We start from the raw sequence: 15,040 nt of genomic DNA, 5'->3' as shown, positions 1-15,040 counted from the left end.
ACATGGCCACCCTCGTTCTCGGCGCGGCCGGCGCCGCCATTGGCGGCAGCATCGGCGGCGCGATCCTCGGCGTCAGCGCCGCGACGATCGGCGGTTTCATCGGCTCCAGCATCGGCTCGGTCGTTGACAGCTGGATCATCTCGTCGCTGGCGCCCACCCAGCGCATCGAGGGCGCGCGGCTCGACACCCTGCGCATCACCTCGGCCACCGAGGGCGCGGTGATCCCGCGGCTCTACGGGCGCATGCGCATGGGCGGCAACATCATCTGGGCGACGGATTTCCGCGAGGAGACGAAGACCACCACGCAGGGCGGCGGCAAGGGTGGCGGGGGCGGCAAGGTCAAGACGACCGAGTACCTCTACTACGCCTCCTTCGCCGTCGCGCTCTGCGAGGGACCGATCACCGGCATCGGCCGCATCTGGGCCGACGGCAAGCCGATGGACCTCTCCGGCGTTACCTGGCGCTGGTATCCCGGCGACGAGGCCCAGACCGCCGATACCTTCATCGCCGCGAAGATGGGATCGTCGAACACCCCCGCCTATCGCGGCACGGCCTATGTCATCTTCGAGGAACTGGCGCTCTCGACCTATGGCAACCGCCTGCCGCAGCTGTCCTTCGAGGTGTTCCGCCCGCTCGCCGATCCCGACACCGCCGAGGGGCTGACCCGCGCCGTCACCATGATCCCGGCCTCGGGCGAGTTCACCTATGCCACGCAGGCGATCCGCAAGACCGATGGCGGCGCGACGGTGCCCGAGAACCTGAACGCGCTGGCTGACTCTACGGACATGGTGGAGGCACTCGACCGGCTGCAGGCGATGGCGCCGGTGGTCGAGAGCGTCAGCCTCGTGGTGGCGTGGTTCGGCGACGACCTGCGCGCGGGCTTCTGCAAGGTGCGGCCCGGTGTCGAGGTGTCCGCGAAGTTGACCACGCCCGCCAGCTGGTCGGTCAATGGCGTCGCCCGCGCCAGCGCCTTCCTCGTCAGCCGGGACGATCAGGATCGCCCTGTCTATGGCGGCACGCCGTCCGACTTCGCGGTGGTGCAGGCGATCCAGGAGATGAACGCGCGTGGGCTGCGCGTCACCTTCTACCCGTTCATCCTGATGGACGTCCCGCCGGGCAACAGCCTGCCGAACCCCTATTCCGACAACGCCGCCGAGATCGGCCAGCCCGCGTTCCCTTGGCGGGGGCGGATTACCTGTTCTCCCGCGGCAGGGTTCGCGGGGACGGTGGACAAGACCGCCACGGCCGCGACGCAGGTGTCCGCACTGTTTGGCACCGCAACGCCCGCAAGCTTCAGCGTTTCGGGTCAGTCGGTTTCGTGGACCGGCACGCCGGGCGACTGGGGTCTGCGGCGCATGGTGCTGCACTACGCCCATCTCTGCGCGGCGGCAGGCGGTGTCGACGGCTTCCTGATCGGCACCGAGATGCCTGGGCTGACCACGATCCGCTCGGGCGCCAGCACCTATCCGGCGGTGCAGGCGTATCGGGACCTCCTCGCGGATGTGCGCTCGATCCTCGGGTCCGGGACGAAGATCGGCTACGCCGCCGACTGGTCGGAGTATTTCGGGCACCAGCCGGGCGATGGCAGCGGCGACGTGTTCTTTCATCTCGATCCGCTGTGGGCCGATCCGGACACCGACTTCATCGGCATCGACAACTACATGCCACTCTCGGACTGGCGCGACGGGTTCGAGCATGCCGATGCGCAGGAGGGCTGGCCCGCGATCTACGACCGCGCCTACCTGCAGGGGAACATCGCGGGCGGCGAAGGCTTCGACTGGTTCTATGCCAGCGCGGCGGACCGCACCGCGCAGGTACGCACCCCGATCACCGATGGTGCGGCGGGCGAGCCGTGGGTCTTCCGCTACAAGGATCTGCGCGCCTGGTGGTCGAACGCCCACTACAACCGCCCGGGCGGGGTGGAGAGCGGTACGCCGACGGCATGGGTGCCGCAGTCCAAGCCGATCTGGTTCACCGAGCTCGGCTGTCCCGCCATCGACCGCGGTACGAACCAGCCGAACGTCTTCTTCGACCCGAAGTCGTCGGAGAGCTTCACGCCGCATTTCTCGCGGGGCTGGCGAGATGACGCCATCCAGCGGGCCTATCTGGAAGCGACGTATCTCTGGTGGGGAGAGTCTGCGAACAACCCGGTGTCCTCGGTCTACGGCGGCCGGATGGTGCATGTCCCCGAATGCGCCGCCTGGACCTGGGACGCGCGGCCCTATCCGTTCTTCCCCGCGCTGACCGATGTCTGGACGGACGGCGCGAACTGGCGGCTTGGCCACTGGCTGACCGGTCGTCTGGGAGCCGTGTCGCTGGCCGCACTCGTGCGGCACCTCTGCCTGCGCGCAGGGCTGCCCGAGGACCGGATCGACGTCACCGGCCTCTGGGGCGCGGTGGAGGGCTACGCCATCACGGCGCTGGAGAGCCCGCGCGCCTCGATCACAACGCTGTCGCGGCATTTCGGCTTCGACGCGGTGGAGACCGAGGGGGTGATCCGGTTCGTCATGCGCGGCCGGGCCTCCGTCGCCACTCTCGCGCCTGACGATCTGGTCGCCGCCCGCGAGGGCGACGTGCTGGAACTGACGCGTGGCCAGGAAACGGAACTGCCGCAGGCGTTGAAGTGGCAGATCGCCCGCGCCGATGAGGACTACGACGCGGCCCTCGTCGAGGCGCGGCGCATCACCGTGGACACGACGCGTATCGCCTCCGAGAGCTTCCCCATGGCCGTGCCGCCCGAGGAGGCCGAACGCCGCTGCCGTCGCGCGCTGATGGAGGCGTGGGTGGGGCGCGAGACGGCAGCGTTCCGATTGCCGCCCTCGCGCCTGGCGCTCGATCCGGCCGACGCGATCCGGCTCGCGCATGACGGGCGACTGGTCGATCTGCGGCTCGTCTCCATCGCCGACGCCGAGGCGCGCGGCATCGAGGCGGTGCGCCAGGACCGGGCGACCTACGATCTGCCGCCCGGCGATCCCCGCGCAGCCTCGCTGACGCGGGCCGTGGTATTCGGCGCGCCGGATGCGGTGCTGATTGACCTGCCTCAGCTGACCGAGGACCAGCCGGCGCATCGGCCTTACGCCGCAGCCCATGCCGTGCCGTGGCCGGGCGAGATGGCGGTGTTCCGCAGCCCCTCGACGGACGGCTTCGAGCTGCTGACCACGTTCGGCAGCCGCGCCCGGTTCGGGGCTCTGGTCTCCGACTTCTTCGCGGGCCCCACCTCGCGCTTCGACCTTGGCAACGTGCTGGTGGTCGATCTGCTGACCGGCACGCTGGAAAGCGTCACCGACCTGACGCTCTTCGGAGGCGCCAACGTGCTCGCCATCGAGAGCGCGCCTAGTGTCTGGGAGATCGTGCAGGCGGGCGCGGCCGAGTTGCTCGCCTCAGGCCGGTATCGGCTCACCCGGCTCCTGCGCGGCCAACGCGGGACGGAAGTCGCCATGGGCAATCCGACGCCCGCTGGCGCGCGGGTGGTGGTGCTCGACGACAGCCTCGCATCGCTGCCGATCGCCGAAGCCGATCTTGGCATCCCGTGGAACTGGCGCATTGGCCCCGCGAGCCGTCCCGTCAGCGACGAGACCTATGTGGCGCAAACCTTCACGCCTTCGGGTGTCGGGCTACAGCCGTTCTCCGTCACCCATGTCGAACAGCCGTGGCGCACACCGCGCACGCCCGGCGATCTGACCATCCGTTGGACGCGCCGGTCCCGGTCACTCGCGGCCGATAACTGGGGCGCGGTCGACGTGCCACTCGCCGAGGAAACCGAGGCCTACGAGGTCGAGATCCTCGACGGCGCAACCGTGGAGCGGGTGCTGAACACGACCACCACCAGCGCGGTCTACACCGCCGCAGACCAGACCGCCGATTGGGGCGCACCGCTCGCCACCGGCGACAGCCTCACCGTCCGCATCTACCAGCTCTCCGCACTCGTCGGGCGGGGCGCGCCGAAAACCGTCACGCTCACGTTCTGAAGGCCATCCCATGTCCGACGCCACGACCCATCTCCTGCTGCCCTACATCCTTGCGTCGCAGGCCCAGAAGCACGTCACCCACAACGAGGCGCTGCGGATCCTCGACGGGCTCGTCCAGCTCTCCGTCCTCGACAGGGATCTGACCGCGCCGCCTGGTAGTCCGGCCGATGGCGACCGCTACATCGTCGGCTCGGGCGCGACGGGCGACTGGGCGGGCTGGGACCGGAACGTCGCGCTCTGGACCGACGGCACCTGGCTGCGGCTGCCGCCACGGACTGGCTGGCGGGCATGGGTCGAGGATGAGGGCCTGCTGCTCGTCTATGACGGCGGGGGCTGGGTCGGCACCACACCGGCGGCGCTGCAGAACATGGCGCTTCTCGGGTTGGGTACGACAGCGGATGCCTCGAACCCGTTCTCGGCCAAGCTGAACGCCGCGCTCTGGACGGCGAAGACCGTGGCCGAGGGGGGCACCGGCGATCTGTTCTACACCATGAACAAGGAGGCCGCGGGCGACGATCTCGGGCTAACGTTGCAGACCGGCTTCGTCACCAAGGCGCTGGTCGGGCTCTTCGGCTCGGACAGGTTCCGCCTCGCGGTCTCGGCCGACGGCAGCACCTTCTTCGACGGGCTCAGCGTCGAAAACGCCACCGGCATCGTCGATCAGCCCCGGCTGCCGCGGTTCAAGGCGTACACCAACTACGACAACTACGTGGGCGTTGGCGCCTGGACCAAGATCGGTCTGAACAACACCGACTATAACGATCAGGGCGCCTTCGACGCCGCGAACAACCATTTCGTGGCGCCGGTCGACGGCACCTACCTCTTCGGCGCGACGCTCATGTACAAGGTCAACGCCAGCACGACCGCGCGGATGCGCGGGCGGCTGGTCCTGAACGGAACCACGGAAATCCGTGGCTCCCTCGGCGAAATCTCCGCCACCCACGTCTCGCTCGCCACCGCGATCTGGCTGCAGACCATGGTCCCGCTGACCGCGGGAGATACCGTCGAGCTGCAGGGATATTTCCGGGTCGCGGACGGCTACTTCGCTGCCGACCAGACGTCCTTCTGGGGCTGCAAGATCGGCTGAGCGGCGGAAGGAGGACCCGATGACACCACCCCGATCCGAGGGCTTCGTGCGCATTCCCGACGCCGAGTTCGAGGCGATCCTGACCCGAGCGGCCGAGGAAGGCGCGAAGCGCGCGCTCGCCGATGTCGGGCTCGACGGCGACGAAGCCGCGCTCGACATCCGCGATCTGCGCTCTCTTGTAGACTGCATCCGGCTGGTGCGGCGCACCGCGATGCAGACCGCCGTCCGCATGATCACTACCGGCGTCATGCTGGCGCTGCTCGCAGGCATCGCCATCAAGCTCAAGATCTTCGGCGGCGGCCCGTAGTCGCTCCCCATCCCCATTCATCAGCCCGCAATGACCCGCCCTCGAGGCGGGTTCTTCGTTTCTGGAGGACCCCATGACCACGACCTTCCACCGCCATTGGCGTGATGTACCGGAGAGCACCTGGCACTGGCCGAATTTCAGCCCGGCCGAGATCGGCTGCCGAGGCACCGGCAGGCTGCTGATCAACGAGCCTGCGCTCGACAAGCTGCAGGCGCTGCGAGACCGGCTGGGCAAGCCGCTGATCGTTCGCTCGGCCTATCGCAGCCCCGAGCACAACCGTGCCGTCGGCGGCGCGACCCGGTCGAAGCATCTCGACGGCGCCGCCTTCGACATCGCCATGGCGAACCACGACCCGGTGGCGTTCGAGGCCGCGGCGCGCGAGGTCGGATTTCTTGGCTTCGGCTTCTACCCGAGATCGGGGTTCATCCATGTCGACCTCGGTCCTGCGCGGCAGTGGGGCGAGCGGTTCCCGGTCCGCGCGACTGCATTCGCCGAAGAAACGCCACCAGCGCGCGAAGTGCTGGCCGACAGCCGCACCATGAAGGGAGGTGGCGCAGCGGGCGTGGCGACCCTGGGCGCAGCCGGGTTGGAGGTGGCGCAAGGCGCCCTGGCCGAGACTCAGACCGCCATCCTGCCGCTCGTCCCGTATCTCGACACGTTGCGCTGGGTGTTCATCGCGGTGGCGCTCGGCGGCATCGCGGTCACGATCTACGCCCGGCTCGACGACTGGAAGCGGGGGCGGCGATGATCGCCGGCCTCCTCGCTGCGTTCGCCGGATCGGCATGGGCACGCGCAGCGCTCCGCTACGGCGTCACAGCCTTCGCGATCCTGCTTTTCCTGCTTGCCCTGCGCCGCTCCGGCGAACGCGCTGGTCGCCTCGCGGAACGCCTCGACACCAGGGAGAAAGCCAATGAATTTCAGAGAAGGATGCTGGAGGCGGCGGCTCGCCGTCCTCGTAACCGCGACGAGCTTGTTAACCGGTTGCGCGACGGCAGGTTTTGAAAGTGGCGGCGTGGCAGCGTGTCCGCCGGTCGTGGAATACAGCAGGGAGTTTCAGGCACGGGCGGCCGAGGAACTAGCATTGTTGCCAGATGGATCGGCGATCGCGGAGATGATGGCCGACTATGCTGTCATGAGAAACCAGGCTCGAATATGCAAATCCAATTGAAGCGTGATGAGCATAGTCGGTCTCTGATCTATTCAACGACGGGATAAAATGGCTTGCCCCAGTTTTCATTTGGGTTGTCCATCATGATGTCGATGAAAACAGGCATCAGAAACCCGAGGATTGCAGCGCCGTCCCGAACCTGCGCCCGGTTCACACTACTGTTCCAGGTCGCCCCTCCATGAACGAGCTGATTGCGCAGAACGTACAACCGGTCGAAGACGAAGCTCAGGACGCGTACACTGTCACCGGCTTGGAAGGCCTGCGCGAAGGAGCGGGCTGAGGTCTTGAAGCGATCCTCCCAATCTTCAAACCCATCAATCCCATTGTGGTATTGCCAAAAGGGATTGAAGACATATCGGTTTTCCATGAGCATCCGAACCGGGCCTGAAAACCGCTGCCACAGAGCCTTGTAGATGCGCTGGTCGCCATCAAGAGCGACCAGCCGACCAAAATAATCTACGAAGGCTGCGCGTTCGCCCGGGGCCACCGCTTGAAACTCCTGTTCGTCTGCATAGGCAGCATTGAAAGCGATCCATAGAAAGATGAAGCGCGCATCATCATCTTCACCACAGGCCTCTGCTCGGCCGACCCAGCTGATGGCACGATGAGCACGCAAACCCATGGTTCGCGGAAAATCCGCTCGAATAGCGCGCTGCTTGGCCTTTAGAGTGGCATGGGAAAGGGGTTCAGACATGAAGACTGCCCTTCAGGTAAAGAGTGACAGGGGCGTGTTCCGGCTAGAAAAACAGACCTGAGTTCCACAGTTAACCCAGCTTGATGACGGTAGATCACATCAGCATCCGGTACCGACGTTCATCGGCATCACTCGATTTGATGATGCGATACTCCATGCCACTGGCCACGGCGATTTGCTGTGCAAAGTCTTTCTTTGCCTGCACAACTGAATCTTCGATCTGGTGGTCGCCTTTCACCTCAACGATCACGTACTTTTCACTGCCATCGGTCTCTTCGCGCACGAATACAAAATCTGGATAGTAGCTACGAACTGTACGGGAATCCGGGTCGATGTACTGAATGAAGAAGTCTGACTGTCCGTGCGTAAGCATTCCGGTAAAGTAGATTTTCTTCACTCTTTGTTCGCGAAGCAAATCCCAGAACAGCGTCCTCTCTGGATTCGAGTCAAAACAGTAGGTATCGAGGTGGAAGCTTTTCTCAATCTCGGCCTCCTTTGCATCACTGCTGCGAACGATTTTGTCTTTTGCCGCAGTAATCTCATAGTATCCGCTTGGCGGAACTTTTATGAGTTCGACTTCATGCTCTTCCTTTTTTTGGGTTTCGTCGAGATCGAATAGGAGTTTGAAGAGGCGTGGAATTATCTCGTCATATAGAATTTCATTGAATTCATTGACGATTTCTACGAGTTCTTCGGTCCCCTCTTTGGTCGTATCCAGCAGATCCTCGATGTCGGAAGGGTTGAGGTTGAGATAGCGCGCGATCTCGGCCACTAGGGTAAGTCGCGAAAAGACACGCTTCTCACGTCGCTGAGTAAGGTCAAACGAACGGCTGGAAGCTGCCTTGGCCGCGTCGGCCGCCGTGAGCCCCTCCTGTTGAGTTTCAATTAGCCGATACCTTTCGACCAATTCAGCCCAAGCTTCAGTATCCGAGCGGTTCAGGCCGAGGGATGCCCCGGCCGCTAGCTTCTTCTCACGAACGCTGTACTGTTTGCGCACACGGACAAGCTTGATCTTCACCGGTGGTTCAACCACGCGGATTTGTACTCGTTCCTTGTCGCTTGCCACGTTTTGAAGTTCGTCGGCGCTGATGCGGAAGTTCTGCTGAAGCTCGTCGTTGAGGATCTGGAGATTGTCGTCTGAGAGGAACACGTGACCTGTGTGCTGAGCTTCGCCGATGGCTCGGAGACAACGCATGGTTGCCTGAAGAACGAAGACCTTGGACTTGGGGGCACGAAAAAGCCCGACGCCGAAGAGCGAACGACAATTCCAGCCTTCACGTCCTTTGTTCACCAGAAGAATGAATTGCTTTTCAGAGTCTGGCGTATCCAACCGGTTGAATTCGCGAATGTCGTCGTTTGTTGTCAGTTTTTCATCGCCGACGTTCACGAGGATCCGCGAGGCAGGAATGCCGTGTTTGGCCAGAGCACGTTCCACTGCGGGGCGCAGATCGCCAGTTAGCTCGTCGATGGTTGCAGCGAAGAACGCCAGCTTGGGCAGCATGCCTTCGGGACGTAGGTCCTTCGTCGCCTCGAGAAACCGGTCTACCGCAATTCCCACGAACTCTTCATTGCGTGTGTTTTTGTAGCTGCGCAGGTCCACCTTTTTGAGGAAGCCCTTGTCGATCGCCTCCTTGAGGCCGTAGGCGTAGATGACCTCCGGTAGAACCTCCTTGCCGACGTAGGGCGTGCCGGTGAAATTGTAGCAGGCGACTACGCGTGTGCCGGCTTTGTTCAGGCTCGCGGCCAGGATGTCGATGGTCGTTCGAAGGCTGGTGTCTGTTGCCTTGGTCCCGATCCCCATGTCTTTCGCCAGCTTCTTTCCGAAAGCATGGTGGGCCTCGTCCACAAAGATGCCGAGCTGTTCGAGGCGACACAGTTTCTCAAAACGCTGGTTGGTCGTGAGTTCGGCTTCTTCCTCCGGCTGGTCCCAATCGTAGAGGTCAGAAGCCTCGGCGTAGACGCCGCTTTCAGCAACGGTATTTCCCGTCGCGCCGAAGAGCTGGTCCATCGGCGTCTTTTCCTTCCGCTGACGCTTCAGGATGATCTTCTGTGTGTTCGAGACGACGATGTTGAAACGCGAGCGATCAAGCGTGCTGAGTGACGTCCCGGCTTCTTCAAGATAGTGGAAGCGCAGGTGGGTGGTAAGGAAGTTCACGTATTCAGGCGGCACGACCTGCGCGAGGTCGAAGGACTCGATCTCTTTCAGAGATTGCAGCACGGTCTTGTCCGGCGCGAAGACCAGCGCGTTATGACAGAAGCGCTCGTCCTTCTCGAATTTGTTGCCCAGCAGGAATTCGTAGAAGATGCAGGTCGCCATAAGGATCGTCTTGCCGGTCCCCATGGTCAGCGCGAAGATGTAGTTCGGATAGATGCGGGAGTTCTTCCGCATCGCGGCAAAAACGGCCTTGTACTGGTCTTGCGTCACCGCATCGAACATCGACCCTTGGCGCGTGTCTCCGACAATGCCGCCTTCGGCACGGCCCGCAAAACGGCCCGATTTCTCGAACCAAGCCTTGAAGATCTCTTCGACCTTCGCGTTCCCCATGAATTCCTTGAGGAACACGTACATCTCCAGCGCCTCGAACTGCGGTTCACGCAGGAAGGCCTTGGGGTTCTTTTCCGGGTTGTTGAAGTCCAGGAACTTGCGGGTCAGCTCCTTGTAGTGGGTGCGAATAGTGCCGCGGTTTCCGCGGTAGAACTCCCACAGGAACTGGAAGAAGGCGAAGTCCAGCGACGCGCTTTGGGTCTTGGGGCGGCTAGCCATTGGTGACGTTCCCTTCCCAGGATTCCGAGAGGAGGTCGGTGATCTTGACGCGGATGGTGCCGGCGTCGGCGGGCACCTTGTAACGGCCGATCACCAGGTCGGTCTTGTCCTCCGGGATGTCCACAACGGTGGGCTGCAGAACCGCACCATCGTAGTTCCAATCGATGAGGATGCTCTCGGTCAGCTCTCGCCAGTCGTCCACGGCCTCTTTTTGCATGGACAGCTTTTGCAGCAGGTTCATGGGGTAGAAGCGTTCGATGATAAGCTCACCGTCCTTGACCGCCACCTTGGCGTCAGAGTCACGCTTGAATTCCAGGTCGGCCTTGTCGCGGAGGATGTCCAGGACTTCGACATCGATTTTGTAGGGCTTGGCTGCAAGAATGAGGTGAGCAGAAAGGTCTGGTTCGTGGCCCATACAAATTAGCGTTACTTTTTCAACTGCCCGGTTTGGGTTTTCACCTTGACGGCGCTCCCAAGCTTTGTAGTCAAATCCAGAAATCAGCTCGTTCAAATCGGCACGTGTCGCGATACGGTTAACTGGCATGATCTTGATCATGCGCCCGTCTTTCTCTCCGTCAAAAATCGTGCTCATTTCCAATGGTTGGACTTCTAGAGCATCGATCAGTAGTTCCTTTGCCTGCGCGGGGTTTCGGAAAACGTCGTAGTTGTTAACGTTGTAGACTTCGAAACCGGTGAATTTTTTGTCCTCTGGATCATTGAATGATCCCTGAAGTTTCGTGGATGCGCGAACAAGTCGTTTGGTGGTTGCTTGAATGGCACCAAGATTGATGTCGGCTCCAAGGAAACGGCGCCCAAGCTTCATTGAAACAGCCTGTGTTGTTCCCGAACCCATGAAAAAGTCAAGCACAAGGCCGCCTGGTTTGGTGTGACCACCAATTATGCGCTGAAGGAGAGACTCTGGCTTTTGGGTTGGGTAACCTACTCGCTCAGGAGCATTACCCCTAAGAAACTGAATGTCCTCCCAGCAATCATCGACGCCCTCGTAGTCAAGATCGTTCCAGTAATCATTGATCGCCTTACCGTCCTCTAGAATGTCGTCAACGTATCGCTTGTACGGCGCCTGTCCTGCCGCTTGCCCCCGAGTTTCCCAAACCCATTCGCGTCCGTCGGGGTCTTTGTGGACTTTACGTCTCAGTGTTTTAAGCCGCTCCGCCCGGTCGTAGGCGGTGGCAATTTGTTTCATGAAGATCTTTGTTGCGCTAGTTTTTGCATAGAAAAAGATGGTGTCATGCTTTGCATTATACTTTGTTTCGATATGCATTTCGCGACCGGGGTAGGCCCAAATTATCTCACTCCGGAAATTCTGAGCTCCGAAAATCTCATCGAGAAGACACCGCAAATGATGTGATTTATGCCAATCGCAATGCACCAAAATGGACCCATCTTCGTCCAATAGCTCACGCGCTAGAACCAACCGATCATACATAAACTGCAGGTATTCGTCATTGGTCCAAATGTCAGAGTATTGTTTCTCTTCGAATGATTGCCAATCGTTGGTTGTGCTCTTTCCTTGGGCCAAAACCTTTAATTTGTAATCTGCCTTCGAGTCGAAGGGCGGATCTACATAAATGAGGTCTACTTTCCCACGAAACTCCTTCAACAGGTGGCTCATCACCTGAAGGTTGTCGCCCCAGAAGATCTTGTTGCGCCAGCCGTCTACTTCCTCGCCGTGCACCTCTTTCAGCTGCGCCGGGAAATACTGGGTTGATGTGAACGGTCGCTTCCCGCGCCAGTTCAGCATCGGGTAGCCCTTGATCGGCGCGAACTGGTATTTCTCCACGCTGTCGACACCCGCGTTCGAGGTGCCCAGATCCATGTTCTCTTGCGTGGTCTTGTCGTCGTTCATCAGTCGTCTTTCCTGAAATGCCAATTCTTGGTGTCACAATAGGCGCGCATATCGCAGTTCTCGCACAGCTTCGCGGGGCGTGCCTTGATCCGGTAGTCGCCGTCTTCGATCCGGCCGACGATCTCATCGAACCGCGCGATGGTCTTGCCGATGGCCCGGTCATCCTTGGAGAAGGTGACATACGGGTTCCCGTCCTGCTCGCCGGTATAGTAGAGGTGCATCCGGCTGACCTTGTGGCCGGTGCGCTCTTCGATGAGATGGGCATAGACCTCGAGCTGGCTCTGGTATTGCCGCAGCCGGTCGCGGTCCTTCTCCATATCGGGCTTCTTCTCGGACTTGAAGTCCACGACTTCAACCGTGCCATTCTCGCCCCGGATCAGGTCGACATTGCCCTTGAGGATGTAGTCCTCCTTGACCAGTGAAATCTCAACCTCGGTTTCGCGGATCCGGTCCCAGTTCCCGTTCTCACGCTTGTAGTAGCGCATCACGTGGTCCAGCGCAGCCGACAGAGCGACCGGGGCCAGGTAGACGCGCTCTTTCTTCGACAACATCGCGTAGTTCGATGAGAACCAGGACTCGATGGCGTCCGGAACGACGGTGTGTTCCTCGCCCCGTAGCACGGCCTTGTGGATGTCTTCGATGGTCTGGTGGACCAACGTGCCGAACAGCATCGGACTGACACGGATGGCCGCGAACTCGAGTTCCTTAAAGAAGCGGTACTGCTCCGCGCAGTTCTCGAACAGCGTGATGTGCGAGGTGAAGGAATACTCGCGCTTGAGGTTGATCTCTTTCACCTGCTCGAAGGTCAACTCGGACAGGTCAACGTCGCGCCAGTTGGGCAGGGAACGGAAGAGCGGCTCGAAATACTTCGATGGCGACTTCCCCAAGCCTTTGCCGTCACGCTCCTGCGCGGCCAGCACCAGCAGGTTCTGCGCGCGGGAGAAGGCCGTATAGTAGAGGCGTTGGAAATCGAAGTGCTTGATCCGATCCAGCGGCTCGAACCGCGCCTTGGAGAGGTAACCCCGATCCTCGAGCAGTTCGTCCAATGCGGTGTGCTGTTTGCGCGGCACCGCCTCCAGCGAACCGCAGACGACGACCGGGAACTCCAGGCCTTTGGACTGGTGAATGGTCAGGAACGAAACACAGCCCTTGGGCGCGTATTCTGCCTCGTCCTCATACTCGCCGATGCCGCCATCCTGAAGGAAGCGGAAGAACTGGTTGAACAGGTTCCGGATGTCGCGCTCGATGAATTCGGGGTTCAGAACGGTGACATAGTGCAGGTATTCGAACTTGGTCAGCAGCTTGGAGAAAGTCGCCAGATTGCGTGCGGCGCGCCCCTTGTCCACGCCCTGCATGGTTTCTTCATCGAGGAAGCGGGAAAACAGAGGGAACTGAAGGAGCTGATAGAAAAGCCCTGAAAACGCATAGTCGGTCGTCTGCGTCAGGACGGCATGGCGCTTGGCCAACGGCCGCGCCCATTCCAGCATCCGTCTGTTCTCGGGCTTGCGAAGCTCGTCAGTGAACGCCTTGAAGCACGAATGGTCGTAGTAGTCCCAGATCTGAAGATGGGCGCCTTCGGCCCACTGGCGTACCTTGGAAAACTGAGGAAACAGGAAAATCAGCGCACCGATCATCAACCGGATCTCTTCACGCTCGAAGAACATGTTGGACCGCGGAGAGTAGACTGGCACGTCGTTGGCCTCGAGGAAACGTGCCAACGCCACAACTCGGGCGTTCTTCACGGAACGAAACAGAAAGGCGACCTGGTTCCAGTCTGAGAGCTTCCCCGAGTCCCTGAGCGAATGGAGGAAGGCCAACACTTCGGCGTGCCAATTGTCGTTTTGGTCGGGCTCGTCTTTGGCCGCAAGTCGGACGGCCGTCGGGACCGCCGGGAAGATGTCGTCCCGTGGAATGATCGCTTTTTCAAAGCGGAAGGTGCGCTCGCCGTCTGACCAGTCTTGGCCGGCCATCCATTCATTGTACGTGTTGATGATCGCAGGATGAGACCTGTAGTTCACGGTCAGCGAGACTTGCTTGCATTCGCCCTCATCGAAGAGCGTAGGGAATTCGAGAATATTTCGGATCGTGGCTCCCCGAAATCGGTACAGACCTTGGTCGTCGTCACCCACGACGCAAAGATTTTTTTGCTTACCAGCAAGAAGCAGCAATATGCGTTCCTGAATGGTATTCGTGTCCTGATACTCGTCCACCATGAGGTGTGATAGTTTGCCGCGCAGGCTTTCAAGCACTTCAAGGTGCGTCTCAAGCAGCTTTAGCGCCTCATACTGAATGCCAGAGAAATCTAGGCAGTTGTTCTCTAGTAGAAGCTCCTGGTATTTCTTGAAGCATCCGGCAAGGGCCCTAACTTCCACATCCGGTGCTTCCTCTAGCGTCGTCGGATCAAGCGCTTCTTCGCTGACTTTGTTGAGCCACTTTAGAAGCTGCTCTGATTGCCGCCAGCGTCCGGTTTGATCATCACCCATGACCAGCTGGGCATCAGGAAGCTCTCGGAACTCTGTGATTCTTTGGTATAGAAAATACTGCTGATCGAACTGGTCAAACAGAGTAAAACTGCGCTTCAACCTCGTGTACTCACGGTAATCCTCAAGTATGCGAAGACATATTGAGTGAAACGTACCAAGATACATCTCATTCAGGTTGAATTCGATTTTCAGATCTGAAAGCCGATTTGAAATTCGAGTTGTAAGTTCTCGGGCCGCTTTATCGGTGAACGTAACAACGAAAAGCGACTCCGGAGCGGCGCCTTCATTTTTTATCAGATAAACAATTCTCTCAACGAGCGTGAACGTTTTCCCTGAGCCTGGGCCAGCAATGATCAGGACAGGTCCTGTGGTAGCCTTGATTGCCTCCAGCTGCTGAGGGTTGGCATTTGAAGAGAGCGAAATCGGAGCGTTCATTGATCATCTGCTCCTTGCGCTGTCTTTGAGCCGCCGGAAACGGTCTTGCTTTCCATCCATGCATTCAAATCCGCCCTACGGAACCGCCAAGTTCCACCCAACTTGAAAGCCGGTAACGTCCCATTTGCGGCAAGCCGGTAGACCGTTCTCTTGCCCGCCTTAAGGAAGGCAGCGACCTCGTCGACAGTCAGTATCTCGTCTTCCTGATCGCCCATGGGCATCTCTCATCGGTTCGCGCCTGTGCTTCATCTTGCGCAAGATTGCGCA

10 protein-coding genes are annotated in these 15,040 nt (G+C 60.5%); 5 read left to right on the top strand and 5 right to left on the bottom strand.

The window, feature by feature from the left end; translation table 11 throughout:
- Window positions 1-2: 2 nt before the first annotated feature.
- The 5 genes from ACGYK9_RS03645 to ACGYK9_RS03625 all read left to right on the top strand — a co-directional run bounded on the left by ACGYK9_RS03645 (window position 3) and on the right by ACGYK9_RS03625 (window position 6,364).
- Window positions 3-3,968: a glycoside hydrolase/phage tail family protein gene (locus ACGYK9_RS03645; protein ID WP_394408686.1), complete on the top strand. Its 3,966-nt coding sequence runs from the start codon at window positions 3-5 to the stop codon at window positions 3,966-3,968.
- Window positions 3,969-3,978: 10 nt separating this feature from the next.
- Window positions 3,979-5,055, top strand: coding sequence for a DUF2793 domain-containing protein (locus ACGYK9_RS03640; protein WP_394408683.1), 1,077 nt, complete (start codon window positions 3,979-3,981; stop codon window positions 5,053-5,055).
- Between the two features lie 19 nt (window positions 5,056-5,074).
- On the top strand, window positions 5,075-5,362 hold the full coding sequence (locus tag ACGYK9_RS03635) for a DUF6127 family protein (RefSeq protein WP_026784118.1): 288 nt from the start codon (window positions 5,075-5,077) through the stop codon (window positions 5,360-5,362).
- 73 nt (window positions 5,363-5,435) lie between these two features.
- Complete coding sequence (locus tag ACGYK9_RS03630; RefSeq protein WP_394408680.1) at window positions 5,436-6,110, top strand: YcbK family protein; 675 nt, start codon at window positions 5,436-5,438, stop codon at window positions 6,108-6,110.
- Complete coding sequence (locus ACGYK9_RS03625; RefSeq protein ID WP_394408677.1) at window positions 6,107-6,364, top strand: hypothetical protein; 258 nt, start codon at window positions 6,107-6,109, stop codon at window positions 6,362-6,364. The genes ACGYK9_RS03630 and ACGYK9_RS03625 overlap by 4 nt, the downstream gene beginning before the upstream one ends.
- 194 nt (window positions 6,365-6,558) lie before the next feature.
- Here the strand turns inward: ACGYK9_RS03625 and ACGYK9_RS03620 are convergent, their stop codons facing one another.
- The 5 genes from ACGYK9_RS03620 to ACGYK9_RS03600 form a co-directional block, all read right to left on the bottom strand.
- Window positions 6,559-7,224 carry a hypothetical protein gene (locus tag ACGYK9_RS03620; protein ID WP_394408675.1) on the bottom strand — a complete coding sequence of 222 codons (666 nt, stop codon included), beginning with the start codon at window positions 7,222-7,224 and terminating at the stop codon, window positions 6,559-6,561.
- Between the two features lie 94 nt (window positions 7,225-7,318).
- The gene (locus ACGYK9_RS03615; RefSeq protein ID WP_394408672.1) at window positions 7,319-9,988 is read right to left on the bottom strand and encodes a TnsA endonuclease N-terminal domain-containing protein; all 2,670 of its coding nucleotides are present in this window, start codon (window positions 9,986-9,988) and stop codon (window positions 7,319-7,321) included.
- A complete protein-coding gene (locus ACGYK9_RS03610; protein ID WP_394408669.1) occupies window positions 9,981-11,855 on the bottom strand; it encodes a site-specific DNA-methyltransferase in 1,875 nt (624 codons plus the stop codon). The genes ACGYK9_RS03615 and ACGYK9_RS03610 overlap by 8 nt, the downstream gene beginning before the upstream one ends.
- Window positions 11,855-14,773, bottom strand: coding sequence for an ATP-dependent helicase (locus tag ACGYK9_RS03605; RefSeq protein WP_394408666.1), 2,919 nt, complete (start codon window positions 14,771-14,773; stop codon window positions 11,855-11,857). Before ACGYK9_RS03605 ends, ACGYK9_RS03610 begins: the two co-directional genes overlap by 1 nt.
- The gene (locus ACGYK9_RS03600) at window positions 14,770-14,988 is read right to left on the bottom strand and encodes a helix-turn-helix domain-containing protein (protein WP_394408663.1); all 219 of its coding nucleotides are present in this window, start codon (window positions 14,986-14,988) and stop codon (window positions 14,770-14,772) included. Before ACGYK9_RS03600 ends, ACGYK9_RS03605 begins: the two co-directional genes overlap by 4 nt.
- Window positions 14,989-15,040 lie beyond the last annotated feature (52 nt).

Origin of the sequence: Sulfitobacter sp. 1A15258 (assembly GCF_043557045.1) — a bacterium.
Taxonomy (GTDB): domain Bacteria; phylum Pseudomonadota; class Alphaproteobacteria; order Rhodobacterales; family Rhodobacteraceae; genus Sulfitobacter; species Sulfitobacter faviae.
This window is presented reverse-complemented; position numbering and strand designations above follow the sequence as displayed.

Excerpts from the sequence above, each read along its gene's own strand:
- ACGYK9_RS03640 (WP_394408683.1), top strand. The coding sequence starts at position 3,979 with ATGTCCGACGCCACGACCCATCTCCTGCTGCCCTACATCCTTGCGTCG.
- ACGYK9_RS03600 (WP_394408663.1), bottom strand. The coding sequence starts at position 14,988 with ATGGGCGATCAGGAAGACGAGATACTGACTGTCGACGAGGTCGCTGCC.
- ACGYK9_RS03620 (WP_394408675.1), bottom strand. The coding sequence starts at position 7,224 with ATGTCTGAACCCCTTTCCCATGCCACTCTAAAGGCCAAGCAGCGCGCT.
- ACGYK9_RS03630 (WP_394408680.1), top strand. The coding sequence starts at position 5,436 with ATGACCACGACCTTCCACCGCCATTGGCGTGATGTACCGGAGAGCACC.
- ACGYK9_RS03610 (WP_394408669.1), bottom strand. The coding sequence starts at position 11,855 with ATGAACGACGACAAGACCACGCAAGAGAACATGGATCTGGGCACCTCG.
- ACGYK9_RS03645 (WP_394408686.1), top strand. The coding sequence starts at position 3 with ATGGCCACCCTCGTTCTCGGCGCGGCCGGCGCCGCCATTGGCGGCAGC.
- ACGYK9_RS03635 (WP_026784118.1), top strand. The coding sequence starts at position 5,075 with ATGACACCACCCCGATCCGAGGGCTTCGTGCGCATTCCCGACGCCGAG.
- ACGYK9_RS03625 (WP_394408677.1), top strand. The coding sequence starts at position 6,107 with ATGATCGCCGGCCTCCTCGCTGCGTTCGCCGGATCGGCATGGGCACGC.
- ACGYK9_RS03615 (WP_394408672.1), bottom strand. The coding sequence starts at position 9,988 with ATGGCTAGCCGCCCCAAGACCCAAAGCGCGTCGCTGGACTTCGCCTTC.
- ACGYK9_RS03605 (WP_394408666.1), bottom strand. The coding sequence starts at position 14,773 with ATGAACGCTCCGATTTCGCTCTCTTCAAATGCCAACCCTCAGCAGCTG.